This window comes from Bordetella avium (assembly GCF_034424645.1).
Lineage (GTDB): Bacteria > Pseudomonadota > Gammaproteobacteria > Burkholderiales > Burkholderiaceae_B > Bordetella > Bordetella avium.
In genome coordinates this window covers 2,631,535-2,655,132 of the sequence record NZ_CP139969.1, presented here as the reverse complement: position 1 = coordinate 2,655,132, position 23,598 = coordinate 2,631,535, and the positions used below count along the sequence as shown (strand labels likewise).

Below are 23,598 nucleotides of genomic sequence, written 5' to 3'. Positions count from 1 at the left end.
CATGAGCGGCAATGCCGATCGCTATGGGCGCGAACGTCTCTACCTGCAATTTCGTATCGGCGCCGACCGTTATGCGCTGGACTGCGCCTTGGTGGTCGAGGTCCTGGGGCCTGCGCCGATCAAGCAATTGCCTGGCACGCCAGTCTGGGTGCTTGGCCTGCTGGACTACCGCGGACACCCCCTGCCTGTGGTGGATGTCAGCGCTGCGGCAGGCGAAGGCGCTGCGCCCCGCCTGACCAGCACCCGTATCGTCGTCGTGCGGCCTTTTGGGCAGGAAAGCGCGCGTCTCCTGGGTCTGTTGCTCGAGGGCGTGACCGATACCCTGCGGCTAGACCCGGACCGCTTTGAGCCGGGCGGTTTACGCCAGGATGGCGCGCCCTTTCTGGGGCCTGTCATTCGCGATGCGCGCGGCTTGATTCAGCGCGCGGACTTAGACAGGCTGCTCGATGACGAGGTCAAAGCCCTGCTTTACCCGGAGCCCGCGCCATGATTCAGCCCGACTTTCCCGAGCTGCTCAAGCGCCGTATCGGTTTGGATACCGCTTGTATCGGCGAGGCGGCCGTATCGCGGGCAGTGCGCTTGCGCATGCAGGCCAGCGGTGTGGATGATGAGGCCAGCTATTGGACCCGGCTGCTCAGCAGCGAAGAGGAAATGCAGCAGCTTATCGAGGCCGTGGTGGTGCCGGAAACCTGGTTTTTCCGCTACCCGGAATCCCTCAAGGCGCTGGCTGGCCTGGCGCTGCGGCACCGTGGCGAACTGCGCATCCTGAGCCTGCCCTGTTCTACGGGAGAGGAGCCTTATTCCATCGCGATGGCCTTACTGGACGCGGGGCTCAAGCCGGAGGCGTTCCGCATCGATGGGGTGGATGTCAGTGAGCGTGCGCTTGCTGTGGCGCAGGCTGGCCGTTATGGCCGCAATGCCTTTCGCGGTGGAGAGCAGGGCTTCCGTTTGCGCTATTTCGATGCGCATGGGCAGTTGTCCCGTGCGGTCATGAATTGCGTGCGATTCATGCAGGGCAATCTGTTTGACCCGGTGCTGCAGGCTGGCTTGCCTGGCTACGATGTCTTGTTCTGCCGCAATCTGCTGATTTATTTCGACAGCACGACGCAGGCGAGGGCTTTGGCCACACTGACCCGCATGGTGAGTACGGATGGCGCCATTTTCGTGGGGCCGGCCGAGGCCAGCCTGTTGACCGCGCGTGGCTATCCGGCTCTGGCGGGAGCCGGGGCTTTCGCTTTTTCGGCCAGGCCCGCGCCCATGCCGGCCTTGCGGCCCCGGCGAGCGCCTGACAGGTCCTCAGTGGCCGCTTTGTCGCAAGCCGCACCCCGTCCTCCGGCCTTTTCGTCGGCCGTCCGGCTGCTGCCAGTCCCTCCGCCGGCCTCCCCGCCGGTTGATGCGGCGCAGCGTGACGCGGCCTTGCAATCCGTCGCGGCCTTGGCCGATCAGGGCCGGCTGGATGAAGCCTGGGCCGCCAGCGAGGCATTTATGGCCAAGCATGGCGCCAGCGCCGGGATTTGGTATCTGCGCGGCCTGATCAAAGATGCCGGCGGGCAGGTCGAGGCAGCGCATGATGCCTACCGCAAGGCCCTGTATTTGGACCCGGCCCATCGTCAGGCGATGTTGCAGCTTGCAGCCCTGCTGCATGCCGAAGGCAAGCAAGAGGCGTCAGAGCGTCTGAGCGCCCGCGCCAGGAGATTGGGGCCATGATGAAACGCCTGAACGATTGCTGGAACCGCATTGGCGTGCAGGGAGACCATCGTTGCGAGCGCCTGCCGGAGGTCATCCATTGCCGTAATTGCGATGTTTACGCTGCCGCTGCGCGCACGGTTCTAGATAGCCTGCCGCCGCAGGAGTCCGCGCCCGCGCCTTTGCGCGCAGCCAGCCGCGCCTCGTTGGCGCTTTTGGTTTTCCGGGTGGGGCCGGAATGGCTGGCCTTGCCCAGCCGCTCGCTGGAAGAGGTTGCGGCCATGCGCCCTATTCAGCGCCTGCCGCATCAACGCGACCCGGCGGTGTTGGGTTTGACCAATATCCGTGGCACCTTGACCCCTTGTCTTTCCCTGGCGCAGGTGCTCGGCCTGACTGTGCCGGCGCGCGCCTGTGTTCCCCGGATGCTGATTTTCGGCAAGGGCGCCCGCCGTGTGGTGCTGCCTGTCGACGAAGTGGGCGGCATTCATGGCGTGGATGGCGCTGCGCTGGAGCCGATACCCCTGACAGTGCAATATGCCCCGGCGCGGTTTTCACGCGGCATGGCGTATTGCGCATCCCGCCTGGTTGGCGTGCTGGACGAAGATATCTTGATGAACGCGCTGGAACAGAGCCTCGCATGAATCCGGAACAAATGCGTGATGCCTCCTTGCTGGAACTCTTTCAGATGGAGACCAGCAGCCAGGTACAGATCCTAAACGATGGCCTGCTGGCATTGGAGAGCGATCCCGCCTCGATGCGGGATATCGAGGCTTGCATGCGGGCGGTGCATTCTTTGAAAGGGGCGGCCCGCATTGTCGACCTGGAGCCGGCCGTGCGTATCGCTCACGCGATGGAGGACTGCCTCATGGCGGCCCAGCAGATGCGCTTGGTGCTGTCGGCGGCGAATATCGACGTTTTGCTGCAAGGCGCGGATATGTTGCAGCGCGCGGCGCAGACGAATGCGCCCCTGGACACCGAGATCGATGATTGGATCGCGCGGCTGGAGGGGCGTGCCGCACCCTCGGCCAGCGGCGTTCCCGAACCCGTCATCAACGCCATGCCGGTAATGCCCCAGCGCCGGGCGGCCGACCAGAGTCCGGCAGAAGCGCCGGGATTGCAGGGTGAGCGGGTACTGCGGGTCAACGCCGACACCTTGAACCGCCTGCTTGGCCTGTCCAGCCAAAGTCTGGTCAAGTCGCATTGGATCGCGCCTTTTGGCGGCAGCTTGCAGCATTTGCGCCGGACGCAGGCACAGGCAATCAAGGCCCTGGAACTCGCGCGCGCCGCGCTGGACGAGGAGGGGGCCTCCGAGGGCCTGCGTCTGGCGCTGGAGGATGTCCACGCGCGGCTGCGTCATGTGCAGGGAGAGTTGAGTCAGCGCGCCCAGGAGGTAGAACAGTTCAGCTGGCGCCTGGGAGATCTGAGCCAGCGGCTGTATGACACGGCGCTGGCCTGCCGCATGCGTCCCTTCGGTGACTGTGTGCATGGTCTGCCCCGGGTGGCGCGCGATCTGGCGCGCGCGCTGGGCAAGCAGGTGCGTCTGGAAATTCAGGGGGAAGACACTCCGGTCGATCGCGACATCATCGACAAGCTGGATTCGCCGCTTATGCAGCTGTTGCGCAATGCCCTCGATCACGGCATCGAAATGCCCGCAGCACGGGTCGCCGCCGGCAAGTCGCCGGAAGGCTTGATTGTGTTGAGCGCGCGCCACGCCGCAGGCCGGCTGGTGATAGAGGTGACGGACGATGGGGCGGGCATGAATGTCGAGCTATTGCGCCGGCAGGTCATCGAGCGTGGGCTGACCGATGCCGAAACCGCCGCCCGGCTGTCGCAGGCGGAACTGCTGGAGTTCTTGTTTCTTTCCGGTTTTTCCACCCGGGCAGAGGTCAGTGAAATATCGGGGCGTGGCGTTGGCCTGGATGTGGTGCAAAGTGTGTTGCGCGAGCTGCACGGCAGCGTCAGGGTGCAGCAGGAGTCTGGGCAGGGAAGCCGGTTTTCGCTTGAGCTGCCCTTGTCCCTGTCGGTTCTGCGCAGTTTGCTGGTGGAGATCGATGGCGATATCTACGCTTTTCCGCTGGCCGCCGTGCAGCGGGCTTTGCGAGTGCCCCTGGCTGAAATCGGCCAGCTCGAGGGCCGGCAGTACTTTCGTTTTCAAGGGCAGTCCGTCGGCCTCGTGCCTGCCCGCCAGATTTTGCGGCTGGGCGCCGAACCTGCGGCGGCCGATGAGGTTTGCGTGGTGCTGATCGGCGACCAGGAGTCGCGCTATGGCGTAGCGGTGGACCGCTATCTCAGCGAGCGCACGCTGGTGGTGCAGCCGCTGGACCCTCGCCTGGGCAAGGTGCGCGACATTATGGCGGGTGCTTTGCTCGATGACGGTACGCCGCTGCTGATTCTGGATGTCGAGGATGTGCTGGCGTCGGTGCGCCAATGGGTCGAGGGGGGCGAGACAGCCCAGATGCAGGGGGCCCAGGCGCGCAGCCGGCGCCGTGTGCTGGTGGTGGACGACTCGTTGACGGTGCGCGAGCTCGAGCGCAAGCTTTTGCTCAATCGAGGTTATGACGTGGCGGTGGCGGTCGATGGGATGGAAGGCTGGAATATGTTGCGCGGCGACGCCTTCGATCTGGTCATCACCGATGTCGATATGCCGCGCATGGATGGTATTGAACTAGTTACCCGCCTGAAAGCCGATCCGCGTCTGCGCGGCACGCCCGTGATGGTGGTCTCTTATAAAGATCGCGAGGAGGACAGGCAGCGCGGGCTGGATGCCGGCGCCGACTACTATCTTGCGAAAAGCAGCTTTCACGACGATGCCCTCATGCAGGCCGTCGAAGACTTGATCGGGGAGCCCGAGAAATGAGAGTTGCCATCGTCAACGATATGCCTTTGGCGGTCGAGGCTTTGCGACGCTCGCTGGCGCATGATCCGGAGCTGAGTCTGGCCTGGATCGCCAGCGATGGCTTGCAGGCTGTGCGCCGGTGCGCGGCCGACCTGCCGGATGTGATCCTGATGGATTTGATGATGCCGGTCATGAACGGCGTGGAGGCGACCCGCCTCATCATGGCCGAATCGCCTTGCGCCATCATTGTCGTGACCTCGGATGTCCTGCAGCACACGTCGTTGGTGTTCGAGGCGATGGGACATGGGGCGCTCGACGCTGTCGATACCCCGGTGCTGGGCCGGGGCGATCCCAAGGCTGCCGCACAGCGGCTGCTGCGGAAAATTCGTAATGCCGGCTGGCTCATCGGCAAGAAAACGGTGGCGCTCGAGCGAACGACCGCCATGGCCTCTTCCGATACCGACGCCGCCTTGGTGGTCATCGGCGCCTCGGCGGGCGGGCCGCCCTCTCTGGCCGCCGTTCTGCGGGCCTTGCCAGCCAGTTTTCCTGCCGCCATTGTGCTGGTTCAGCATGTAGACGCCGCCTTCACCTCAGGCATGGCGGCATGGTTGAATGAACAGTGCGCGCTGCCGGTGCGGCTTGCCTCCGATGGGCTGCGGCCCGAGGCAGGCGTGGTGCTCTTGGCCGGCGCGGGCGAACATCTCGTGTTGGGCGCCGAGCGCAAGCTCCACTACACCGCAGAGCCCCGCGAAAGCGTATATAGCCCCTCGATCGACGTGTTTTTCCATAGCGTTGCTCAGCATTGGCGCGGCCGCGCCGCCGGGGTGCTGCTGACCGGCATGGGCCAGGATGGCGCTCTCGGTCTGAAGGCTATGCGCGAACGGGGCTTTTTCACGATTGCCCAGGATCGCGCCACCAGTGCCGTGTATGGCATGCCCAAGGCCGCTGCTGCTTTGGACGCCGCCTGTGAAATTCTGCCTTTGGGCGATATCGCGCCGCGCCTCGAAAAGGTTTTCGCGCCGCCAGCCAATCCGCTCTTTAACTAGGAATCCGAGTTATGCTTGCCCAAAGACCAGAAAACCCTCCTGCTCCCGAAGCTGCCGGCGCCATGGTGTTGCTCGTCGATGACCAGATTATGGTGGGCGAGGCGATACGGCGTGCTCTGCTCTCGGAGCCTGAAATCGAATTTCACTATTGCTCGGACCCTAACGATGCGCTCAAGACTGCCGTGCAGATGCGGCCTACCGTCATCCTGCAGGATCTCGTGCTGCCGGGCGTGGATGGCTTGACGCTGGTGCAGGCCTATCGGGCGCATCCGGTCACGCGCGATATTCCCATCATTGTTCTGTCCACCCGGGAAGATCCGGCGATTAAAAGCGCGGCCTTCGCCGCCGGCGCCAACGACTATCTGGTCAAGCTGCCCGACACGATAGAGCTGGTTGCACGCCTGCGTTATCACTCGCGTTCTTATCTCGCGCTCCAGCAGCGTGACGAGGCCTATCAGGCCTTGCGCCAGAGTCAGCAGAAATTGCTAGAAACCAATATGGAACTGCGCCGTCTCACCAATTCCGATGGGTTGACGGGCTTGGGCAATCGCCGCTATCTGGACGAATATCTGGCGGCGGAATGGGCCCGGGCCTATCGCGAACAGCATGAGATCAGCCTGCTCATGATCGACGTCGATCACTTCAAGCTGTTTAACGATCTCTACGGCCATATCGCCGGCGACGAGGCGCTCAAGCGTGTCGCGACGGCCATCCTGGCTTGCTGCGACCGCTCGACAGACCTTGCGGCGCGATTCGGGGGCGAGGAGTTCGCGATGGTGTTGCCGGGCAAGGCCGCGGGCAGCGCCCGGCTGACGGCTGAAAAACTGCGCCGCAGTGTGGAGGCCATGCAGCTGCCGCACGAGGGCAGTGGCGCCGGTAGCTGGTTGACGGTGAGTATCGGCGTGTCAACCGTCACGCCAAGGAACGGCCAGCCATTCACGGATTTGATCGAGCAGGCCGACCGCGGGCTTTATGAAGCCAAGCGGCAGGGGCGCAATCGTATCGTTCAGGCGGCGGCTTGAGGCAAGGGATGGTAGCGCTGAAGTATCGGAATGTTGCGCCACGGATGTAACAAATCGCCAGTAATTGACGGCATTTTACTAGGAATTCGATGCAGATAGCTCCCTGCATCGTGCCTCACTGTGTGAGCATGTAAAATCTGGTAAATTGCCACGGAAATTTGTCACAGCTGCGTCGACGCAGCAAGCCTGCGAACGACATAAAGCTATGGACCACGAAGACTATCTGGTCACGGGACGTCTCGAAATCGTGCATCTGCTGCTCGCTATCATGCAGCGGCAGACACTGGTGTTCATGCATGTGCCGGGCCGTCCCATCAATAGCGTTACCACGCTGCTGGCCCTCGATGCAGACCGTGGGGAGGTGCTGCTGGACGCCGCTCAGAACGGCAGCCTTAACGAACGCATCGTTTCGGGTGATGACGTATCGTTCGAAACTGCGATGGACAACATCCGCGTTTCGTTCACGGGCAGTCAGATGTCCATGCAAACTTATGAAGGCCGGCCCGCTTTGCGCATGGCGTTGCCACAGGCAATTTCCCGCATGCAGCGGCGCGATTCTTACCGCATTGAAGTGCCCGTGCTCAAGCCTGCGACCTGGTCCATGGCAGGGCGCCGCCTGACCTTGGCCTTGAAAGACATCAGCTCGACCGGCCTGGCTCTGAACGATGTAGAGCTACAGATGGACACCGCCTTGGGCGATGAGTACGACGGGGTGCTGAGCCTGCCCGACATGGGTGCCTATGCCCTGACGGTAAGGGTGGTGCACTGCGCGGACCAGGAGATCGGCAAGGGCAAAGTCGCCCGTCGTATCGGCTGCACCTATGTCGATCTCGAGAGTGGCATCCGTATCCGTATTCAATCGTATGTGAATACCTTGCAGCGCGAGATGATCGCCCGTCAGCGCGGCAATTAAGGCTTGCGCGCCGCGAATGCAGAACCCTGGCGCTTACTGCGCCAGGGTTCTGCATCCCGGACAATCCGGTTTATTTCTTTTCGACTTCCCAGCCGCGAGGTTTCTTCACGGCCCAGGGGGTATAGCCTTCGACATTGGCGCGGACGGCGCCGACGTCCATCCCGTTATAGATGGGATCGAAGGGATGTCGGCCAGGAACAGCGTGTGCAGTTCGTCGAACAGGCGTTGACGTTCTGCATGATCGGTGGTCTGCGCAGCCTGGCCGACCCGTTCGATGGCCTTGGGGTTGTCCCAGAGCTTGCGCGGCTGCTTGTCTTTGTTGCCGGTCAGCATTTCGTAGTTCAGCGCGGCGTCTAGGCGTGCCGAGTACGGAAAGGTCATCATCTGATACTTGCCCGCGTTGTAGCGGTCTAGTTGCGTGGCCCATTCTAGGGTTTCCATTTTGGCGTTGATCCCCACGCTTTGCAGCATCGCCTGAATCAGCACGGCCGCGTTATACGACTGCGGATAGCGTTTGGTGGCCAGAATGCTCAGCGCTTGACCGCGGTAGCCGGATTCGGCCAGCCGCTGGCGGGCCAGTTCGGGGTCGTACTTCCAGCCCTGGTTCTGCACCGTGCCGTAATAAGGCGAGGCCTGTGGCACCACCGAGTTGTTGGCCTTGGCCAGGCCTTCGGTCACGGCGGCAGCCAGTTGTTCGTAGTCGATCGCGTGGGCGATGGCCTCGCGCAGCTTGGGGTTGGACAGTATAGGGTCGCGGGTCTGCATCAGCAGTCCGGTCATGCTCATCAAGGGGGCGTAGCTGACCTTGACGCTAGGCTCTTTCTTCAGCACCGGGACATCGTTATATGAAAGGTCTTCGATGATGTCGATGTCGCCACGCAGCAATGCGGCCTTGGCGGTCGAATCGTCGGGCACGATGACAAAACGCAGCTCGTCGACCAGCGGGCGCTTCGAGCCGGTGTAGCCGTCACGCTTGCCGTCCTGGTTGGCGTAGTTGGCGAAACGCTTCAGGCTCACATATTCGCCGCGCCGCCATTCGGCGAGGCTGAAGGGGCCGGTGCCGATGGGCTTGTCCCAACTCCCGTCGGCCTTGACGGAGGCTTGGTTCAGAATGCCTGTGCCGCCGCAATCTAGACGCGCCAGCGTACCCAGGAACAGGCCATTGGGCTTGTCCAACTGAAACACCACGGTCTTCGGGTCTGGAGCGGTCACGCTTTCGACCTTGGACAGGCCGCGGCCGTCGAATTCGCTCACGCAGCGCCAGCCCGAGTCCGGACGCATATAGTGATTCCAGCTCCACAGCACGTCGGCCGAGCTCAGGGGTTCACCGTTGTGGAAGGTCACGCCGTCGCGCAGCTTGAAGGTATAGGTCCTGCCATCGGGACTGATATCCACCGATTTGGCCAGCAGCGGCCGGATTTCCGTGTCCTCGCCGTAAGCGACCAGGCCTTCGACGATGTGCGGCACGACCGCATCGCTATTGCTGTCCCGGTTGACGCCGGGTTCCGTGGAGCGGATGTCGGTCGTGAAAGAAATGCGCAGCGGCTCAGCGGCCAGCACGGGGTGAGCCAGCGCGGCGCAGGCCAGCGCTGCGGCTAATCGGTGCAAAGTCATAGTGAATCCCTAATCTAAGAAGGGTCAGACGAAGGCGGGCAGCACTTGAGGATCTTCGGTCAGGCTGTAACGCGTGAACACACGGTTCAGGGCGGGCAGGGGAGCGACTTCCATAACGCCCTCGGCCGGCTCCATGATGACCATCGCGACCGTAGCGGAAATATTGTCGTGGCTGCCGGGACGGGGTGGGCGGCACACCGAATAGGGCGCGCCGAAATCGTCAAAGAAGGCGCGTTTCATATCGTCGCGGCTCAGCTTGTCGGTCTGATTCAGCAGCTTGCGCACACGCCAGTCGCGGTAGGCGCTGTCCGGTGTCGAGGGACGGCCGGTATCGCGCAGCTTGCCCAGCGCCACATCGCTCACCCAGTGGTTGGCGTGTACGATCAACTGGTCCTCGCCCGGATAAATCGGGAAGGCCTCGTCGGTCGTGCATTCGTAGTCGATGCCGAAACCCTGGGCCATGCCGATCATGATGTTGTTCGAGCAGGACTTGGCCGTCGTGGCGACGGCCTTGATCGCCAGTGCGAAATGTTCCTGCTCCAGCACCTTGCGGCGGATGAGCGACAGCGGCACCCCGAGCTGGGTGAAATCGCGCTCGCATTCCAGGTAGTTGGCGGTGATCGAAATGCCACAGGCATTGAAGCCGGAGCGCGAGAGGCCGCCCGCTTCGACGAATGTCAGAAAGTCGGGGCCATTGTCATTGCGCACGCGCAGCACGACCGAAGTGTCGGCGCATTCGGCGCGCCAGTCCCAGTTCTGTCCATGGATCAGGTTGCCGGTAGCCGAGCGCTCGGGCAGGATCAGCGCGCCCGTGCAGCCATCTAGCTCGGTGATCTTCTTTTTTTCGGCGCGGGCCTTGGCGACGACTTCGGTGCGCGCATTGATCATCACAATGTCTTCGAAGGGCAGGTCGGCGCCTGCGGCGATGCCGCGCATTTCTTCAATATAGTGCGGGGCAAACTGTTCGATTTCCGAGACAAAGCCAGCGATGAGACGGCTGCGTGCCGGGCCGTCATAGCCCAGATCGACCAGGGTTTTGCCGTACAGGGCGGCACTTTTGCGCACGCGGTCTGCGGCTTGCTGGCCATAGGAGCGGCCACGTTCTTCCGGGCTGCCGGAGACGGAAATAAAAGGGAACTGCTCGATCGTTGCCATGGGCGGATACAGGAATATAAGACAAAGTTATTAAGGGGGGCAGAGAAAATCTTAGCCTATTTTGGCGCCAATTTTTCCAAGGGTTTTCCTCAGGAAAGCGAGGATGTTGAGGGCGGTTTGATTGTACTTTTAAAGATAAAAATACATTTATAGTGAATTACACCAAGGTCGCAGTGCCCTCAGCGGCTCGGGGGGCAAGCCTAGCCACTCGGCGCAGGCGACCTTTCGCTTCTCACTACAATCGGGCAGCTCGCAAGTCCTGCGTTTCGCGGTGCCTGACATGGCGGCTGCCACGGATGGGAGGGCGGCGCCATAGGCGGCTTCCGAGGCCGCAAACGGCATTTGCGCGGTAGGCTAGGCGGCTGGCAGGATGCTGATTGCGAGCAGCTAAGGAGCACACACTATGACGTTGGACGACGAGACAGGCGCGGCATTTTTGTCCCAGGGGAAGTTGCGCGCTTCCATCAATGTGGGCAACCCCATTCTCGCGCGCCGCGATGCCGAGGGCGGCGTGGCGGGCGTGTCGGTGGATTTGGCGCGCGAGTTCGCAAGACGGCTGGGCGCCCATCTCGAATTGCGGGTGTTTGCCTCGGCCGGCGAGTCTGTCGAGGCGGTGTCGGCCGGGGAGACCGACCTCGGCTTTTTCGCCATTGATCCCAAGCGCGGCGAGCACATCGCGTTTACCGGCCCCTACGTCATCATCGAAGGGGCCTATCTGGTGCGCGCGCAGTCTGCCATCACCCGGCGCGACGAGGTCGATGCCAGCGGCATGACCGTGATGGTGGGCAAAGGCAGCGCCTACGATCTCTATCTCACCCGTGAGTTGCGTCACGCCAGTATTGCGCGCGCGGCTACCTCGCCAGCGGTCGTCGAGACCTTTCTGGCTGAAGGCGCGGACGTCGCTGCGGGCGTGCGCCAGCAATTAGAGGGAGATGCCCGGCGCTTAGGCGGCTTGCGAGTGCTGGATGGCCACTTTATGTTGATCCGTCAGGCCATGGGCCTGCCCAAGTCGCGCGGCGTCGCGGCGCAGGCCTATCTGGCCGCTTTTGTCGAGGAGATGAAGGCCAGCGGTTTCGTGGCGCAGGCCCTGCGGCGTCACGGTATCGAGGGCGCAGCGGTGGCAGGTCCGGGAGAGGGCTGATGGCCGCGCCGCGTATCGCTATTCCTGTTTGCCCCCCGTGTCAGTGGCTGTTGCGTGCGGCCTGGATAGCCCGGGAGCTGCTCGCGACGTTTGGCGCCGAGCTGGGAGCGCTTGCGCCGCGCCCAGACCGGCGCGGCCTCATTTTGCGGATCGCGGCATGACGCTCAAGCAACTCGAAGCCTTTTACTGGGCCGCCACGTGCGCCAGCTTTGCGGTGGCCGCGCAGCGGCTGCATCTGTCGGTGTCGTCCCTGTCCAAACGCATCGCGGAATTGGAGGAAGACCTTGGGCAGCCGCTGTTTGATCGTGGCGGGCATCGCGCTGCGTTGACCTCAGCCGGGGACCGCTTGCTGCCCCAGGCACGCCAGTTGCTGGCTGCGGCCGACCGCATCCGGGCGTCGATGGGCGCGCGCGACGAGCTTGCCGGACGCTGCCGCTTCGGGGTGGGTGAATTGAGCGCGCTGACCTGGCTGCCGTCTTTGATAGGCAGTGTGCGCCAGCGCTATCCTTCGCTGGCGCTGGAGCCCTATGTGGATGTCGGGCAGGTGCTCGAGCGCAAGGTCGCGGATGGCGAGCTCGATTTCGCCGTGATCGCAGGCCGTTCTTCCCGGGCAGGTATTGTGTCGACGCCGGTTGGCGAGGCCCGTTTTGTCTGGGTGGGAGCGCCGCGCGCGGTGGGCGAGGCGACGCAGGTCACGCCGGCCTTGCTGCAACGGTGTCCGCTGGTTTCCTTGCCGGAAGGGGCAGGCACCACCCAGTTGTTGCAAACCTGGCTCAGAACGCTGACCGAGGCGCAGCAGCGCCTGCATTGCAACAACTGGGGCGCGATTGTCGGCATGCTGGTCGAGGGCACGGGCGTAGGCCTGCTGCCCCTGCATTGGGCGCAGGCTTTGGCGCGCGAGGGCAGCCTGCGCATCCTGGCCAGCGATCCGGCGCCGGGCGTGTTGCCCTACGCCTTTCAATGTCGGGGTGACGACAATCGGGTGCTGGTCGAGAAGATGCGCACGGAAGTGATGGGCGCGGTGGATTTTTCCGCGCCTTGCCGGCTGCCCTGACGGTGTTCAGCGTTGGCCGTCGTGTATCGAAACAGCTTGCTTGCTCAGGCCGCCCAGGCGCGAATGCACCCGGCCGCCCGTGCCCATGACCAGCGCGAACAGAATCTCATCCGGGCGCGGCGCGTCCTGAATGCCGATCTCGATGCTGTTGAAATGGCTGCGCACATAGGAGGCATGGATGTAGTGCACCGGCACCATCATGCGGTAGCCGGCCGAAGCGACCGCCTTGACGGCAGGCACCATGGCGCGAGGCTCGCCCAGCACCGTGCGCATTGCCCAGCCTCCGGCCTCGTGCCAGACCGCACCATGCTCCATCTCGCCATTCACGCCGACAATCGCGGCCTTGCTGTATACCTCGACGTTTTCCTTGCCGAGGGTGTCGACCAGCTCGGTGGCCAGCAAGGTGCCGAGTGAACGCAGTTCTGCCATGAAAGGCATCAGATCGGGCTCATAGCGGCCGGCATAGGGATTGCGGATGACCGCGCAGGCCGCTGCCAGCTTGAGCGGCTGCGCTGGAGCGGGGCCGTTCTCGTGATAGGTGGTTTCGATGGTGAGAGTGCGTTTGCGGATGTCGATCAGTGACATGAATCGTCCTTCAGAAATTATTGGGGGGGAATGCCGGTTTCTTTGACGATGTCTGCCCATTTGTCGATTTCGCTGCGCACGAAAGCGCCAAATTGCGCCGGGCTTTGAGTCTTTACGCTCAGGCCTTGGCGGGCATAGGCCTCGCGCAGGGCAGGCGAGTCCAGCGCCCTGTCCAGGGCTTGCGCCAGACGTTGGGTGACTTCGGCGGGCATGCCGGCGGGGGCCATGAGGCCGAACCAGACCGTCAGATCAAAACCTGGCGCCCCGCTTTCGTTCAGGGTCGGGATGTCGGGTGTGAGGGAAAAGCGTTCGGGTGTGCTCACGCCATAGATCTTGACCTTGCCGGCGCGTGCCTGTCGCAGGCCGTTTGCCAGGTCAGTGAAGGTCAGGTCAACCGTGCCGCCGATGACGTCGGTCAGCGCCTGCGGGCCGCCGCGATAAGGCACGTGCGTGACGCTCATATCACCCATGGCGGCCAGTTTCGCGCCGAACACCTGTGCGCTGCCGGAACCATAGGCATAGCTGAGCTTGCCGGGATGTTTGCGGCCGTACTCGAACAGTTCGCCCACATTAGCGCCGGCGACATCGTGGTTGCCCACGAGCAAATAAGGCGTTTCGGCCACAGCGCCGATGGGCATCAGATCCCGCGCCGGGTCATAGGGCAGGTTTTTGAACAGGCTGACCGCGCTGGCCGCGGTCGATACCCCGACCACGACCAGGGTATAGCCATCGGGTTTGGCGCGCACAACATCGTGCGTGCCGATGATGCCGTTGGCGCCAGGCTTGTTTTCCACGACGACCGGCTGGCCCAGATCGGCCGCCATGCCCTGGCCCAGACTGCGTGCGACCACATCGGTGATGCTGCCGGGCGGGAAGGGCACCATTAAGCGTATGGGACGTTCCGGATAGGCGGCGCGGCTGGGTCCGGCCAGTCCGCTCAGCGTCAGCCCGAGCACGAAGGCGAGCAGGGTTTTATACATGGTTGTCTCCTTTGTCGTTATGGTGCGGCGCGATCCGTTTAGATGGCCTGTTGCTCCAAATGGCGGTAGATGGCGGTGTTGTCGCTGCCAGCCGGCAATTGCGCCAGCGCTTCTTTCCAGAGACCTGCGCACAGCGCGAGTTGGCGGGCCTCAAAACCGGTAAGGGCCTGCAAGGATTGCGCGGTGTCCAGATCCTTGGCCATCAGCGCCAGCGCGAAGCCGCCGTTATAGGTTTCGGGGATGATGAACTGCTTGAGCTTGGTCTCTGTGGCGACGTTGCGGCCGCTCGAAACATTCAGAACGTCCGCCAGAACGGCAAGGTCAAGATCCATGCGGCGGGCGATCGCCAGCGCCTCGGACGCGGCCAGCAGTCCCGCAGCGTAAACATAGTTGTTCAGGGCCTTGATGGCGTGTGCCGAGGCGATCTTTCCGGTCGGGATAATGGTTGCGCCCATGTTCGCCAGAATAGGGAGCGCGCGCTCCAGATCGGCGGGCAGGCCGCCCGCCATGATGGCGAGCGTGCCGTCGATGGCCTTGGCGACGGCGCCGGACACTGGCGCGTCGAGCATGCTGATGCCGCGCGTGTTCAAGGTTTCGGCCAGTCGCAGTGTGTCGGCCGGATTAGAAGAGCCCATATCGATCAGCAGCGAACCCGGCCGCAAAATCTCGATCAGGCCGGGCTGGCCCGCGCTACCCAGCACGACGGCATTGGTGATGAGGCTGTTGGGCAGCATGGTGATGACGGCATCGCATTCGGCCAGGTCCGCCAGATCAGCCGCGCGCCTGAGGCGTTGGTTCCAGGCAGGGTGCGCGGCCAGGCGGGTGAAAGGGGCTTGCGCGCTGTCGTGAGCCAGAATGCGCCAGCGCGCATCGCGGGCCAGATTTTCCAGCATCGGCAGCCCCATCATGCCTAAGCCGATGAAACCCAGTTTCTGCATCATGCCTATTCCTTATCGAAGCATCCGGCGTGATCCGGATGAAAACGAAAATCCTAGCGGCAGCATGTGCTTATGCGGTAATGCAAACTTAAATCCAGGTTATAACAATCTGTTATCGATTCAATTGGAAAGACGCGCCCCATGCGGTTCAAACTCAGGCAGATGGAGGCCTTTCGGGCCGTTATGCTGACCGGCTCCATGAATGGCGCAGCGCGTTTGCTTTTCGTTTCGCAGCCCGCCGTCAGCCGTCTCATCAGCCATACGGAGCAGACCTTGGGGTTGCGCTTGTTCGAGCGCGACAAGGGCAAGCTGACGCCCACGCCCGAAGCCTTGCGTCTGTTTGAAGAAATCGGTCCGCTCTTCGATGAGGCCCTGCGCATTGACGAGTTGGCGCGAGACCTCGCGGTGCGCCCCGAAGGCACGCTCAATCTGTGTTCCAGCCCGAGTCTGGCCTTGAATTTCCTGCCGCCGGTGATCGCCCGTTATATCGCCGAGCATCCCGATGTGCGGGTGAAATACCACACCACGCTGCTCTCCGATATGGCGCATGAGCTGCTCGGGCGCAAGGTCGAGCTGGCCGTGTCGGTGCTGCCGATCGACCATCCCAATCTCGTGGCCGAGACCTTTGCCGACGGCCATATGGTGTGCATTCTGCCGGCGGGCCATCCCCTGGCGGACAATGCGGTCGTGGCGCTGGAGGCCTTGGCCCGTGAACGGCTGGTGCTCTACAACCGCAATATTCCCTTCGGCCAATTGGTGGCGGCGGCTTTTCAGCGTGCCGGCATCGCCTGGCGTCCCGCCGTGGACATCGTGCGCGCCGAATTGGCCTGCGCGCTGGTGGGCAGCGGCGCCGGGGTCGCCATCGTCGATGAATTCTCCGTCAGCGGTCAGGGCTGGCCTGGCGTGGTGGTCCGGCCCTTGCGGGAGGCCATCCCGTTGGCGCTTAGTTTGGTCCGTTCGCGTTTTGAGCGGCCTAGCCGCCACACACAGCGCTTTGTGCGCATGCTTAAGGCTCATGCCGCCCATTCGGCCCATTCGGCTGATAGGCCGCTTGCAGCCAGGCCGCAGCCTGGGCTATCTTCGCTGCCATGACTTTCCCGTCTCTAGCCCGCTTCGCCGGGCGCCTCAGCCTTGTTGAGGTTTACCCGCCGGTACGGATATGACGCGGGTGCTGCACATCTCCGACACCCATTTCGGCAGGCAGGTCGTGCCGGTGGTGCAGGCGCTCGAGGTGCTGATCCAGCGTCTCGACCCCGATCTCGTGTTGCTGAGCGGCGATATCACGCAGCGGGCGCGCCGGGGGCAGTTCGCCGCCGCGCGGCAATTCGTCCAGGGCCTGCGGCGCCCGGTGCTGACCGTGCCGGGCAATCACGATATGCCGCTTTTCAATCTGGCGGCGCGTCTGTTCAACCCTTACGGCAATTACCGGCGAGCGATGGGGGTAAATCTTGAGCCGGTTTTTGACGGCGAGCACTTGTTGGTGGTTGGCGTGAACAGCTCGCGTCCCTCGCGGCGCAAGCATGGAGAGGTCTCGCCCGAGCAGATCGAGCGCGTTGCGAGTCGGCTGCGCGCCGCCCGTCCGGGGCAGTTGCGCATCGTTATGCTGCATCATCCGGTGCGCGGTCCGAAAGCGGGCGACAGCGCCAATCTGCTCATCCGCCGGGAGTTGGCGGTTCCGGCCTGGGTGGATGCCGGCGCCGATTTCATCGCGGCGGGCCATGCCCACTTGCCCTATATGCTGCCTTTGGGCGGCAGCCGTTGCGCCTGGTGTCTACAGGCCGGAACGGCCGTGTCGAGCCGCCTGCGGGGCGGCATGCCGAATTCCGTTAATCTGATTGAGCACGGCGGTCATGATGTCTGCCTGGTGCAGCGCTGGGACTTCAACGCCGCCTCCGGTTTTCAGGAGACGGTGGTGCAAACCTTGACGCTGTCGCGTCCCTGATCAAGAAAGCAGGAAAGAGAAGGCCGCAAGGCCAATGAAAGATGAATGATTTCGCCATCTGGGCTGCGGCTCATCCCTATTACTGGCTCTGCGGCCTTCCTGTCCTGAGCGCCGTGTTGGGCGGCCTGTTCTGGCACGCCTTCAGAGACGCCCGACCCGGGCGGCGCGGCCTCCTCTACGGCGCCTTCGCCGTTCTAATGGCCGCGCTGTTTCTCTGGCTGGCCCTGGCCGTGCGCCAGGGCGGCAGTCTGGTGGCGTTCGATACTGCCCTGGCGCGCGCGCTCGGCCGTTCGGCCTCGCCGGAGCTGCTTGGGATATTGTCCTGGTTCACCTATCTGGGTGACCGCCGTGTACTGGGCGCCCTGGCCCTTGTCATGGTGTTGCTCTTGCTTCTGCGCCGGCAGTGGGTGCTGGCGGTGGCGGCCACGGCAGGCAGCGGGGGGCTCAATTGGGTGCTGAAGCATCTCATTCAGCGCGATCGGCCGGACTTCAGTCACGGCTTCGCCCATGCTAGCGGTTTCAGCTTTCCCAGTGGGCATGCTTCCGCCTCTATGGCGGTCTATGGCTTTGCCTGCTATTTGCTATTGCGTCTCCTGCCGGAAAGGCTGCGGCCCGTCTGCGTGGCACTGACCGCCGCGCTGGTGACGGCCATAGGCGTGAGCCGGGTGTTGCTGCAAGTCCATTATTTCAGCGATGTGGTGGCGGGCTTCGCCGTCAGTGCGCTTTGGCTGCTGCTCTGCATCACAGGGGCCGAACGGGGGCTGCGGCGATAAGCCTTGGCAGGGTCTCCGGGGTGGCGGGCCGGTAGGCCGCGCCCGCCTGTCCGATCGCGCCGCTCAGCCGCCGGCCCCATTCGCCGGCCTGGGGGCAGAGATCCCAAACCTGTTTGCCTGCCAGCCGGACATTGACGGCGCCATCGCTATAGCGTTTGAGGCTGCGGTCGATCTCGCGCGGGTCATCCAGGGCCAGCACAATGATCTGCGACTCACGCAGGGCTTCGGCCGCGCTGCCGGCCAGGGTGGCCAGCCCGCGCAAGGTCTCGCAGCGTTCGGGGGCGCGGTCGTAGACGGTCAGGTCGAGTTCCGGCCGTTGCGCCAGCAAGAGTCGGGCGGCGCGCCCGCCGGGGCCCTTCATGCCGATGATGCTGACCTTCATGGCGCAGGCACAGACCAGGTGCTGACGCTATGCGCCACCGGCTCGCCGCCTCGCTCGGCGCGTAGCGTCACCTCTCCGGCTGTCAGGCGGCCTACCTTTAGCAGGCGGGCCTCGGCCAGGATCGCGCCCGCTGGCGCCTTGCGCAGATAGTTGATGGTCAGGCTGGCGGTTAACGCGCCTGCTTGGCCGGTTGCGCCCACCACGGCCGCATACAGTGCGACATCGGCCAGCCCCATCAGCATGGGGCCGGCCACGATGTCGCCCAGGCGCAGATGCCGCTCGCTGGGCGGCAGTCGCAGGTTTGCCGTGCCGGGGCCTATCGCCTCCACCTCGATGCCTAGTAACTGAGAGAAGGGGTGCTGGTCGGCCAGCAACTGGCGAAACTCGGCAAGCGTCATCCGGGCGCTCTGCGTATCCATATCAGCGTTGCTCCAAGGCCAGGCAATAATGGTCCAGCAGCGTGTCGGCGCGCTGGTGCAGGGATTTGACCCGCCGGGTGTGATGCATCAGCAGCAGGCCCATCAAATAGGTAAACACATTGATTTCTTCCACCGCCACCTGTTCGGCCGACCAACCCTTGCTGGCGGCCAATCCCTTGCCGAGGCGGTCTACACACTGGCGCAGTAGTGCATTGAGCGCCTCGTCCGTCTCCCGGCCCAGGCCGCGCGGCGCCAGGCCTCTATAAAGATAGAGGCCGAGCGAGAACTCGGTTTCCCGGTCGGCGTAATAGGCGAAGAAACCCTCGATAGCCGCGCGCGCGGCCCCGGCGGGCGCCGCCAGGCTCAGTTCAAGGTCGAGGTGGCTGAGTAGGCGCAGCAGAGACGAGCGCAACAGCTCGCCATAAATGGCTTCTTTGCCCTCGAACCAAGGGTAGATGGCGCCTGTTGTGCAGCCCGCCTCTCTGGCGATGGCCCGAATGGTGGTTTGTTCCAGTCCGTCGCGTGCGAACACGCGTTCCGCGGCGTCCAGAATGATCTGGCGCCGCAGCTTGGCCAGCCGATCCGACCGAGAGGGCTCTGTCATATCAAGTCAAAGGGATATCAATGTTTTAAAAAAATAACGCTGTTATTAAATCATAGTATCTAGGTAGATCGTTGTTTGGTGTCGGAAAAGCGTCTTCCTGCTGGCTAAGGGTAAGCCCGCGCTCAACGGGGCTAAAGGGGACGGGGTGTTGCATTGAGCCAACAGTGCCGAGGCAAAGCGGGTGTTTTCTGCAGCTCGGCATAGCCAGCCCCCGGGAATTTTGATGCAATAGCGTCAACTTCCCTTAGCGGAGTTAGGGGGGCGGCAGGCCTGGTCGTGCGGCTGTGCTGCTCTTGTCACTCAAATCTACGGAGATTTCTTAAATGAAAAAGACTCTGCTCGCAGCCGCCCTGCTCGCTGGCTTCGCTGGTGTCGCCCAAGCTGAAACGTCGGTGACCCTCTACGGCATCATCGATACCGGTATCGGCTACAACAAGGTCAAGGGTACGGGCTACGACGCCAGCCGCGTCGGCATGATCAACGGCGTGCAGAACGGCTCCCGCTGGGGCCTGCGTGGCACGGAAGATCTGGGTGACGGCCTGCAAGCCGTTTTCCAGCTGGAATCGGGCTTTGACTCGAGCAACGGTAACTCGGCTCAAGGCGGTCGTCTGTTCGGTCGTCAAGCCACTGTCGGTCTGCAAAGCGCCTCCTGGGGCCGTCTGGACTTCGGTCGTCAAACCAACATCGCTTCGAAGTACTTCGGTTCGATCGATCCGTTCGGCGCCGGCTTCGGTCAAGCCAACATCGGCGTTGGCCTGAGCGCTGCCAACACCGTCCGCTACGACAACATGGTCATGTACCAAACCCCGTCGTTCAGCGGCTTCCAGTTCGGTATCGGCTACTCGTTCTCGGCTGATGACACCAAGTCGGACAAAGACGGCTTCGTGAACGGTGTTTACACCAAGAACGGCGTTCCTGGCCAAACCGGCTTCGCTACCGCCGACAACACCCGCGCCATCACCACCGGTCTGCGTTACACCAACGGCCCGTTGAATGTTGCTCTGTCGTACGACCAACTGAACGCTTCGAACAAGCTGTCGAACGCTCAAACGAACGCTACGCCGCGCGCTTACGCCATCGGCGGTTCGTATGACTTCGAAGTCGTCAAGCTGGCGCTGGCCTACGGCCGCACCACCGACGGTTGGTTCGCTGGTCAATCGCTGCCGAGCGGCACCAGCCTGTCCGGCTTCGGCACCAACGTGTTTGCTGACGGCTTCAAGGCCAACAGCTACATGGTCGGCCTGAGCGCCCCGATCGGCGGTGCTTCGAACGTCTTCGGTTCGTGGCAAATGGTTGACCCCAGCAACAACAAGTTGACTGGTGTCAAGGGTGCTGACGAGACGATGAACGTCTTCTCGCTGGGCTACACCTACGATCTGTCCAAGCGCACCAACCTGTACACCTACGCTTCGTACGCCAAGAACTACGCCTTCCAAGACGACGTGAAGAGCACGGCTGTCGGCGTCGGTGTTCGCCACCGCTTCTAATGGCTTGCGGGGATTTATCCCCGCTCGCACTTAAAGCGTAAACAGACAGTCCTTCGCCCTGTCTGTTTAAAAAAAAGCCACCCTTTTGGGTGGCTTTTTTCTTCTTGGAATACCTTCTCCAGCCTATAGAGTTCAGCCGGAAGTAACCGTGTAAATGCTACAATCTGAAGGTTTGCGCATTTGACGGACGCCCTGAATGAACCTGCAACAGTATTTTCCCGTCCTGCTGTTTATCGCCGTAGCCACCTTGATCGGCTTCGCGCTGATTACGGCCGGCTCTCTCCTTGGGCCGCGACGTCCCTATGCTGAGAAGCTCTCTCCCTATGAGTGCGGTTTCGAGGCCTTTGAAGACGCGCGCATGAAATTTGATGTGCGCTATTACCTGGTGGCCATCCTCTTTATCCTCTTTGACCTGGAAATCGCTTTCTTGTTCCCTTGGGCGATTGCTCAGGGTACGGTTGGATTGGTGGGTTTCTGGACGGTAATGGTCTTCCTGGCCGTTTTGACGGTCGGTTTCATCTACGAATGGAAGAAGGGCGCGCTGGATTGGGAGTAACACTCTCCTCGCACGCTAGCAGAGACGAATATGGCTATTGACGGTATTCTTAAACAAGGTTTTATTACCACCAGCGCTGATAAATTCATCAACTGGGCAAAAACCGGTTCGATGTGGCCCATGACCTTTGGTCTGGCCTGTTGCGCGGTGGAAATGATGCATGCGGGCGCCGCCCGTTATGACCTTGACCAATTCGGGATTATTTTCCGCCCCAGCCCGCGCCAGTCCGATCTGATGATCGTGGCCGGCACGCTGTGCAACAAGATGGGTCCGGCGCTGCGCAAGGTCTATGACCAGATGCCGGAACCGCGCTGGGTGGTTTCGATGGGCTCCTGTGCCAATGGCGGCGGCTACTACCACTACTCCTACTCAGTGGTGCGGGGTTGCGACCGCATTGTGCCGGTTGACGTCTACGTCCCCGGATGCCCGCCCACGGCCGAGGCGCTGGTTTATGGTCTGCTGCAAATGCAGAACAAGATCCGCCTGACCAACACGATCGCGCGCTAGGCCATGGCGCAGGCCGTTCGCGGCCTAGCGCGGCGTAGCAGTACCGGTTTACCAATGCGTAAAAGATGATGACCAGGCTCGAAACCCTGAAAAACAACCTGCAGGCCACACTCGGCCAGGATATCGCCCTGACCGAAGCGCTCGGCGAACTGACGCTCGAAGTGCCGGCCGATCAATGGCTGACGGTGTGCAACAAGTTGCGCACGGACGCTGGCCTGCGGTTTGAAAGCTGTATCGACCTCTGTGGGATGGATTACCAGACTTGGGGCGATGGCAGCCATGCCAATGCCCACGACGAGCCAGCGCGGCCTGGCCGTTTTGCCGTGGTGATCCATTTGCTGTCGATTGAACACAATTGGCGTTTGCGCGTGCGCACCTACGCGGTCGATGAAGAGTTTCCCATCGTCGCGTCGCTGATCGAGTGCTGGCCTGGCGTGAATTGGTATGAGCGCGAAGCGTTCGACCTCTATGGCATCGTGTTTGAAGGCCATCCGGATCTGCGCCGCATCCTGACCGACTACGGCTTCATCGGGCATCCGTTTCGCAAAGACTTCCCGCTCTCGGGCACCGTGGAAATGCGCTACGACCCCGAGCAAAAGCGCGTCATTTACCAGCCGGTCACGATCGATCCGCGTGAAATCACGCCGCGCATCGTTCGTGAATCCTCTTACGGCATGGGGCGTTAATCATGGCAGAAATCAAGAACTACACGCTTAACTTCGGCCCGCAGCACCCGGCCGCCCACGGTGTGTTGCGCCTGGTGCTCGAACTGGACGGCGAAGTGATTCAGCGCGCCGATCCGCATATCGGCCTGCTGCATCGCGGCACCGAAAAGCTGGCTGAACACAAAACCTTTATTCAGGCGCTGCCCTATATGGACCGCCTGGATTACGTGTCCATGATGTGCAATGAGCACGCTTACGTCATGGCCATCGAAAAAATGCTGGGTGTCGAAGCGCCGCTGCGCGCGCAATACATCCGCGTGATGTTCGATGAAATTACCCGCATCCTGAATCATCTGATGTCGCTGGGTTCGCACGCGCTGGACGTGGGCGCCATGGCGGTGTTTCTGTACGCCTTCCGCGAGCGCGAAGACCTGATGGACTGCTATGAAGCGGTCTCGGGCGCGCGCATGCATGCGGCCTATTACCGGCCGGGCGGTGTCTACCGCGATCTGCCGGACACCATGGCCCAGTACGGCGAGACCAGCAAGTATCGCAGCGACAAAGAACTGCGCGCCATGAACGACGCGCGTTCGGGCTCCTTGCTGGACTTCATCGAAGACTTCACCAATCGCTTCCCGGCCTGTGTCGATGAGTACGAAACGCTGCTCACCGACAACCGCATCTGGAAGCAGCGTCTGGTCGGTATCGGCGTGGTCGATCCCGATCGCGCCAAGGCGCTGGGCTTTACTGGCCCCATGTTGCGCGGTTCGGGCGTGGCCTGGGATCTACGCAAGACGCAGCCTTATGAAGTCTATGATTTGATGGACTTCGACGTGCCCGTCGGCGTGAACGGCGATTGCTATGACCGTTATCTGGTGCGTGTGGCCGAGTTGCGCGAAAGCAACCGCATCATCCGCCAGTGCGTCGAGTGGCTGCGCAACAACCCCGGCCCGGTCATGATCGAGAACCACAAAATCGCCCCGCCCAAGCGCGAGGCCATGAAGAGCAACATGGAGGAGTTGATCCACCATTTCAAGCTCTTCACCGAGGGTTTCCATGTTCCTCCCGGCGAAGCCTATGCCGCGGTGGAGCACCCGAAAGGCGAATTCGGCATCTATCTGGTGTCCGATGGCGCCAACAAACCTTACCGCCTGAAAATTCGGGCGCCCGGTTTTGCCCACCTGCAATCGCTGGATGAGATGTCGCGCGGCCACATGATCGCCGACGCCGTCACCATCATCGGCACACAGGACATCGTTTTCGGCGAAATCGACCGCTGATTTATCAGTCTAG

The 23,598-nt window shown here is 62.5% G+C and carries 25 protein-coding genes and 1 pseudogene; 18 read left to right on the top strand and 8 right to left on the bottom strand.

The window, feature by feature from the left end; all coding sequences use genetic code 11:
- The first annotated feature begins 1 nt into the window (after position 1).
- The 7 genes from U0029_RS12300 to U0029_RS12270 all read left to right on the top strand — a co-directional run bounded on the left by U0029_RS12300 (position 2) and on the right by U0029_RS12270 (position 7,503).
- Positions 2 to 490, top strand: coding sequence for a chemotaxis protein CheW (locus tag U0029_RS12300; protein ID WP_114851793.1), 489 nt, complete (start codon positions 2 to 4; stop codon positions 488 to 490).
- Positions 487 to 1,707 carry a CheR family methyltransferase gene (locus U0029_RS12295; RefSeq protein WP_114851794.1) on the top strand — a complete coding sequence of 407 codons (1,221 nt, stop codon included), beginning with the start codon at positions 487 to 489 and terminating at the stop codon, positions 1,705 to 1,707. The genes U0029_RS12300 and U0029_RS12295 overlap by 4 nt, the downstream gene beginning before the upstream one ends.
- Positions 1,704 to 2,327 carry a chemotaxis protein CheW gene (locus U0029_RS12290; protein ID WP_114851795.1) on the top strand — a complete coding sequence of 208 codons (624 nt, stop codon included), beginning with the start codon at positions 1,704 to 1,706 and terminating at the stop codon, positions 2,325 to 2,327. The genes U0029_RS12295 and U0029_RS12290 overlap by 4 nt, the downstream gene beginning before the upstream one ends.
- A complete protein-coding gene (locus U0029_RS12285; protein WP_114851796.1) occupies positions 2,324 to 4,543 on the top strand; it encodes a hybrid sensor histidine kinase/response regulator in 2,220 nt (739 codons plus the stop codon). The genes U0029_RS12290 and U0029_RS12285 overlap by 4 nt, the downstream gene beginning before the upstream one ends.
- Positions 4,540 to 5,568: a chemotaxis response regulator protein-glutamate methylesterase gene (gene cheB / locus U0029_RS12280; protein ID WP_114851797.1), complete on the top strand. Its 1,029-nt coding sequence runs from the start codon at positions 4,540 to 4,542 to the stop codon at positions 5,566 to 5,568. Before U0029_RS12285 ends, cheB begins: the two co-directional genes overlap by 4 nt.
- 11 nt (positions 5,569 to 5,579) lie before the next feature.
- Positions 5,580 to 6,590: a diguanylate cyclase domain-containing protein gene (locus U0029_RS12275; RefSeq protein WP_114851798.1), complete on the top strand. Its 1,011-nt coding sequence runs from the start codon at positions 5,580 to 5,582 to the stop codon at positions 6,588 to 6,590.
- 205 nt (positions 6,591 to 6,795) lie between these two features.
- Positions 6,796 to 7,503 carry a flagellar brake protein gene (locus U0029_RS12270; protein ID WP_114851799.1) on the top strand — a complete coding sequence of 236 codons (708 nt, stop codon included), beginning with the start codon at positions 6,796 to 6,798 and terminating at the stop codon, positions 7,501 to 7,503.
- 70 nt (positions 7,504 to 7,573) lie between these two features.
- Here the strand turns inward: U0029_RS12270 and U0029_RS12265 are convergent.
- Positions 7,574 to 9,117: pseudogene (locus tag U0029_RS12265) on the bottom strand (ABC transporter substrate-binding protein).
- Between the two features lie 24 nt (positions 9,118 to 9,141).
- Entirely contained in the window at positions 9,142 to 10,272 is a 1,131-nt protein-coding gene (locus U0029_RS12260; protein WP_012416715.1) for a C45 family autoproteolytic acyltransferase/hydolase, read from the bottom strand.
- A gap of 403 nt (positions 10,273 to 10,675) precedes the next feature.
- On the opposite strand from U0029_RS12260, the gene U0029_RS12255 reads away from it, so the two are divergent.
- From U0029_RS12255 to U0029_RS12245, 3 genes are read left to right on the top strand one after another with little or no spacing between them, the layout of a single operon-like run.
- Entirely contained in the window at positions 10,676 to 11,413 is a 738-nt protein-coding gene (locus tag U0029_RS12255; protein ID WP_012416716.1) for a transporter substrate-binding domain-containing protein, read from the top strand.
- Positions 11,413 to 11,574, top strand: a complete 162-nt coding sequence (locus U0029_RS12250) for an Rdx family protein (RefSeq protein WP_082011670.1) — start codon at positions 11,413 to 11,415, stop codon at positions 11,572 to 11,574. The genes U0029_RS12255 and U0029_RS12250 overlap by 1 nt, the downstream gene beginning before the upstream one ends.
- Entirely contained in the window at positions 11,571 to 12,467 is an 897-nt protein-coding gene (locus tag U0029_RS12245; RefSeq protein ID WP_012416717.1) for a LysR family transcriptional regulator, read from the top strand. The genes U0029_RS12250 and U0029_RS12245 overlap by 4 nt, the downstream gene beginning before the upstream one ends.
- Before the next feature lie 6 nt (positions 12,468 to 12,473).
- On the opposite strand, the gene U0029_RS12240 is transcribed toward U0029_RS12245, so the two are convergent.
- From U0029_RS12240 to U0029_RS12230, 3 genes are read right to left on the bottom strand one after another with little or no spacing between them, the layout of a single operon-like run.
- The gene (locus U0029_RS12240; RefSeq protein WP_012416718.1) at positions 12,474 to 13,052 is read right to left on the bottom strand and encodes an amino acid synthesis family protein; all 579 of its coding nucleotides are present in this window, start codon (positions 13,050 to 13,052) and stop codon (positions 12,474 to 12,476) included.
- 17 nt (positions 13,053 to 13,069) lie between these two features.
- Positions 13,070 to 14,032, bottom strand: coding sequence for a Bug family tripartite tricarboxylate transporter substrate binding protein (locus U0029_RS12235; RefSeq protein ID WP_162790332.1), 963 nt, complete (start codon positions 14,030 to 14,032; stop codon positions 13,070 to 13,072).
- Between the two features lie 38 nt (positions 14,033 to 14,070).
- Complete coding sequence (locus U0029_RS12230; RefSeq protein ID WP_114851800.1) at positions 14,071 to 14,973, bottom strand: NAD(P)-dependent oxidoreductase; 903 nt, start codon at positions 14,971 to 14,973, stop codon at positions 14,071 to 14,073.
- A gap of 138 nt (positions 14,974 to 15,111) precedes the next feature.
- Between U0029_RS12230 and U0029_RS12225 the strand changes: the two genes are divergently transcribed.
- The 3 genes from U0029_RS12225 to U0029_RS12215 all read left to right on the top strand — a co-directional run bounded on the left by U0029_RS12225 (position 15,112) and on the right by U0029_RS12215 (position 17,685).
- Positions 15,112 to 16,062: a LysR family transcriptional regulator gene (locus tag U0029_RS12225; RefSeq protein WP_012416721.1), complete on the top strand. Its 951-nt coding sequence runs from the start codon at positions 15,112 to 15,114 to the stop codon at positions 16,060 to 16,062.
- A gap of 67 nt (positions 16,063 to 16,129) precedes the next feature.
- Positions 16,130 to 16,912, top strand: coding sequence for a metallophosphoesterase family protein (locus U0029_RS12220; protein ID WP_012416722.1), 783 nt, complete (start codon positions 16,130 to 16,132; stop codon positions 16,910 to 16,912).
- A 41-nt stretch (positions 16,913 to 16,953) separates the two neighbouring features.
- Positions 16,954 to 17,685 carry a phosphatase PAP2 family protein gene (locus tag U0029_RS12215; RefSeq protein WP_114851801.1) on the top strand — a complete coding sequence of 244 codons (732 nt, stop codon included), beginning with the start codon at positions 16,954 to 16,956 and terminating at the stop codon, positions 17,683 to 17,685.
- On the opposite strand, the gene U0029_RS12210 is transcribed toward U0029_RS12215, so the two are convergent.
- From U0029_RS12210 to U0029_RS12200, 3 genes are read right to left on the bottom strand one after another with little or no spacing between them, the layout of a single operon-like run.
- Positions 17,654 to 18,067 (bottom strand): NAD(P)-binding domain-containing protein, encoded by a 414-nt coding sequence (locus tag U0029_RS12210; protein WP_012416724.1) that lies wholly within the window; start codon positions 18,065 to 18,067, stop codon positions 17,654 to 17,656. The two genes, U0029_RS12215 and U0029_RS12210, sit on opposite strands and share 32 nt — an antisense overlap.
- Positions 18,064 to 18,486 (bottom strand): PaaI family thioesterase, encoded by a 423-nt coding sequence (locus U0029_RS12205; protein ID WP_114851802.1) that lies wholly within the window; start codon positions 18,484 to 18,486, stop codon positions 18,064 to 18,066. The genes U0029_RS12210 and U0029_RS12205 overlap by 4 nt, the downstream gene beginning before the upstream one ends.
- Position 18,487: 1 nt before the next feature.
- Entirely contained in the window at positions 18,488 to 19,090 is a 603-nt protein-coding gene (locus U0029_RS12200) for a TetR/AcrR family transcriptional regulator (protein WP_012416726.1), read from the bottom strand.
- Positions 19,091 to 19,413: 323 nt separating this feature from the next.
- On the opposite strand from U0029_RS12200, the gene U0029_RS12195 reads away from it, so the two are divergent.
- The 5 genes from U0029_RS12195 to U0029_RS12175 all read left to right on the top strand — a co-directional run bounded on the left by U0029_RS12195 (position 19,414) and on the right by U0029_RS12175 (position 23,585).
- On the top strand, positions 19,414 to 20,577 hold the full coding sequence (locus U0029_RS12195) for a porin (protein WP_114851803.1): 1,164 nt from the start codon (positions 19,414 to 19,416) through the stop codon (positions 20,575 to 20,577).
- A gap of 196 nt (positions 20,578 to 20,773) precedes the next feature.
- Entirely contained in the window at positions 20,774 to 21,133 is a 360-nt protein-coding gene (locus U0029_RS12190; protein ID WP_005012020.1) for an NADH-quinone oxidoreductase subunit A, read from the top strand.
- A gap of 30 nt (positions 21,134 to 21,163) precedes the next feature.
- On the top strand, positions 21,164 to 21,640 hold the full coding sequence (locus tag U0029_RS12185) for a NuoB/complex I 20 kDa subunit family protein (protein WP_005012021.1): 477 nt from the start codon (positions 21,164 to 21,166) through the stop codon (positions 21,638 to 21,640).
- Positions 21,641 to 21,705: 65 nt separating this feature from the next.
- The gene (locus tag U0029_RS12180) at positions 21,706 to 22,326 is read left to right on the top strand and encodes an NADH-quinone oxidoreductase subunit C (protein WP_012416728.1); all 621 of its coding nucleotides are present in this window, start codon (positions 21,706 to 21,708) and stop codon (positions 22,324 to 22,326) included.
- A gap of 2 nt (positions 22,327 to 22,328) precedes the next feature.
- Positions 22,329 to 23,585 (top strand): NADH-quinone oxidoreductase subunit D, encoded by a 1,257-nt coding sequence (locus tag U0029_RS12175; RefSeq protein ID WP_012416729.1) that lies wholly within the window; start codon positions 22,329 to 22,331, stop codon positions 23,583 to 23,585.
- The last annotated feature ends 13 nt before the right edge of the window (positions 23,586 to 23,598 follow it).

Bases quoted from the DNA above. Each gene is read 5' to 3' on its own strand.
- U0029_RS12300 (WP_114851793.1), top strand. From the start codon at position 2: ATGAGCGGCAATGCCGATCGCTATGGGCGCGAACGTCTCTACCTGCAA.
- U0029_RS12295 (WP_114851794.1), top strand. From the start codon at position 487: ATGATTCAGCCCGACTTTCCCGAGCTGCTCAAGCGCCGTATCGGTTTG.
- U0029_RS12290 (WP_114851795.1), top strand. From the start codon at position 1,704: ATGATGAAACGCCTGAACGATTGCTGGAACCGCATTGGCGTGCAGGGA.
- U0029_RS12285 (WP_114851796.1), top strand. From the start codon at position 2,324: ATGAATCCGGAACAAATGCGTGATGCCTCCTTGCTGGAACTCTTTCAG.
- cheB (WP_114851797.1), top strand. From the start codon at position 4,540: ATGAGAGTTGCCATCGTCAACGATATGCCTTTGGCGGTCGAGGCTTTG.
- U0029_RS12275 (WP_114851798.1), top strand. From the start codon at position 5,580: ATGCTTGCCCAAAGACCAGAAAACCCTCCTGCTCCCGAAGCTGCCGGC.
- U0029_RS12270 (WP_114851799.1), top strand. From the start codon at position 6,796: ATGGACCACGAAGACTATCTGGTCACGGGACGTCTCGAAATCGTGCAT.
- U0029_RS12260 (WP_012416715.1), bottom strand. From the start codon at position 10,272: ATGGCAACGATCGAGCAGTTCCCTTTTATTTCCGTCTCCGGCAGCCCG.
- U0029_RS12255 (WP_012416716.1), top strand. From the start codon at position 10,676: ATGACGTTGGACGACGAGACAGGCGCGGCATTTTTGTCCCAGGGGAAG.
- U0029_RS12250 (WP_082011670.1), top strand. From the start codon at position 11,413: ATGGCCGCGCCGCGTATCGCTATTCCTGTTTGCCCCCCGTGTCAGTGG.
- U0029_RS12245 (WP_012416717.1), top strand. From the start codon at position 11,571: ATGACGCTCAAGCAACTCGAAGCCTTTTACTGGGCCGCCACGTGCGCC.
- U0029_RS12240 (WP_012416718.1), bottom strand. From the start codon at position 13,052: ATGTCACTGATCGACATCCGCAAACGCACTCTCACCATCGAAACCACC.
- U0029_RS12235 (WP_162790332.1), bottom strand. From the start codon at position 14,032: ATGTATAAAACCCTGCTCGCCTTCGTGCTCGGGCTGACGCTGAGCGGA.
- U0029_RS12230 (WP_114851800.1), bottom strand. From the start codon at position 14,973: ATGATGCAGAAACTGGGTTTCATCGGCTTAGGCATGATGGGGCTGCCG.
- U0029_RS12225 (WP_012416721.1), top strand. From the start codon at position 15,112: ATGCGGTTCAAACTCAGGCAGATGGAGGCCTTTCGGGCCGTTATGCTG.
- U0029_RS12220 (WP_012416722.1), top strand. From the start codon at position 16,130: ATGACGCGGGTGCTGCACATCTCCGACACCCATTTCGGCAGGCAGGTC.
- U0029_RS12215 (WP_114851801.1), top strand. From the start codon at position 16,954: ATGAATGATTTCGCCATCTGGGCTGCGGCTCATCCCTATTACTGGCTC.
- U0029_RS12210 (WP_012416724.1), bottom strand. From the start codon at position 18,067: ATGAAGGTCAGCATCATCGGCATGAAGGGCCCCGGCGGGCGCGCCGCC.
- U0029_RS12205 (WP_114851802.1), bottom strand. From the start codon at position 18,486: ATGGATACGCAGAGCGCCCGGATGACGCTTGCCGAGTTTCGCCAGTTG.
- U0029_RS12200 (WP_012416726.1), bottom strand. From the start codon at position 19,090: ATGACAGAGCCCTCTCGGTCGGATCGGCTGGCCAAGCTGCGGCGCCAG.
- U0029_RS12195 (WP_114851803.1), top strand. From the start codon at position 19,414: ATGAAAAAGACTCTGCTCGCAGCCGCCCTGCTCGCTGGCTTCGCTGGT.
- U0029_RS12190 (WP_005012020.1), top strand. From the start codon at position 20,774: ATGAACCTGCAACAGTATTTTCCCGTCCTGCTGTTTATCGCCGTAGCC.
- U0029_RS12185 (WP_005012021.1), top strand. From the start codon at position 21,164: ATGGCTATTGACGGTATTCTTAAACAAGGTTTTATTACCACCAGCGCT.
- U0029_RS12180 (WP_012416728.1), top strand. From the start codon at position 21,706: ATGATGACCAGGCTCGAAACCCTGAAAAACAACCTGCAGGCCACACTC.
- U0029_RS12175 (WP_012416729.1), top strand. From the start codon at position 22,329: ATGGCAGAAATCAAGAACTACACGCTTAACTTCGGCCCGCAGCACCCG.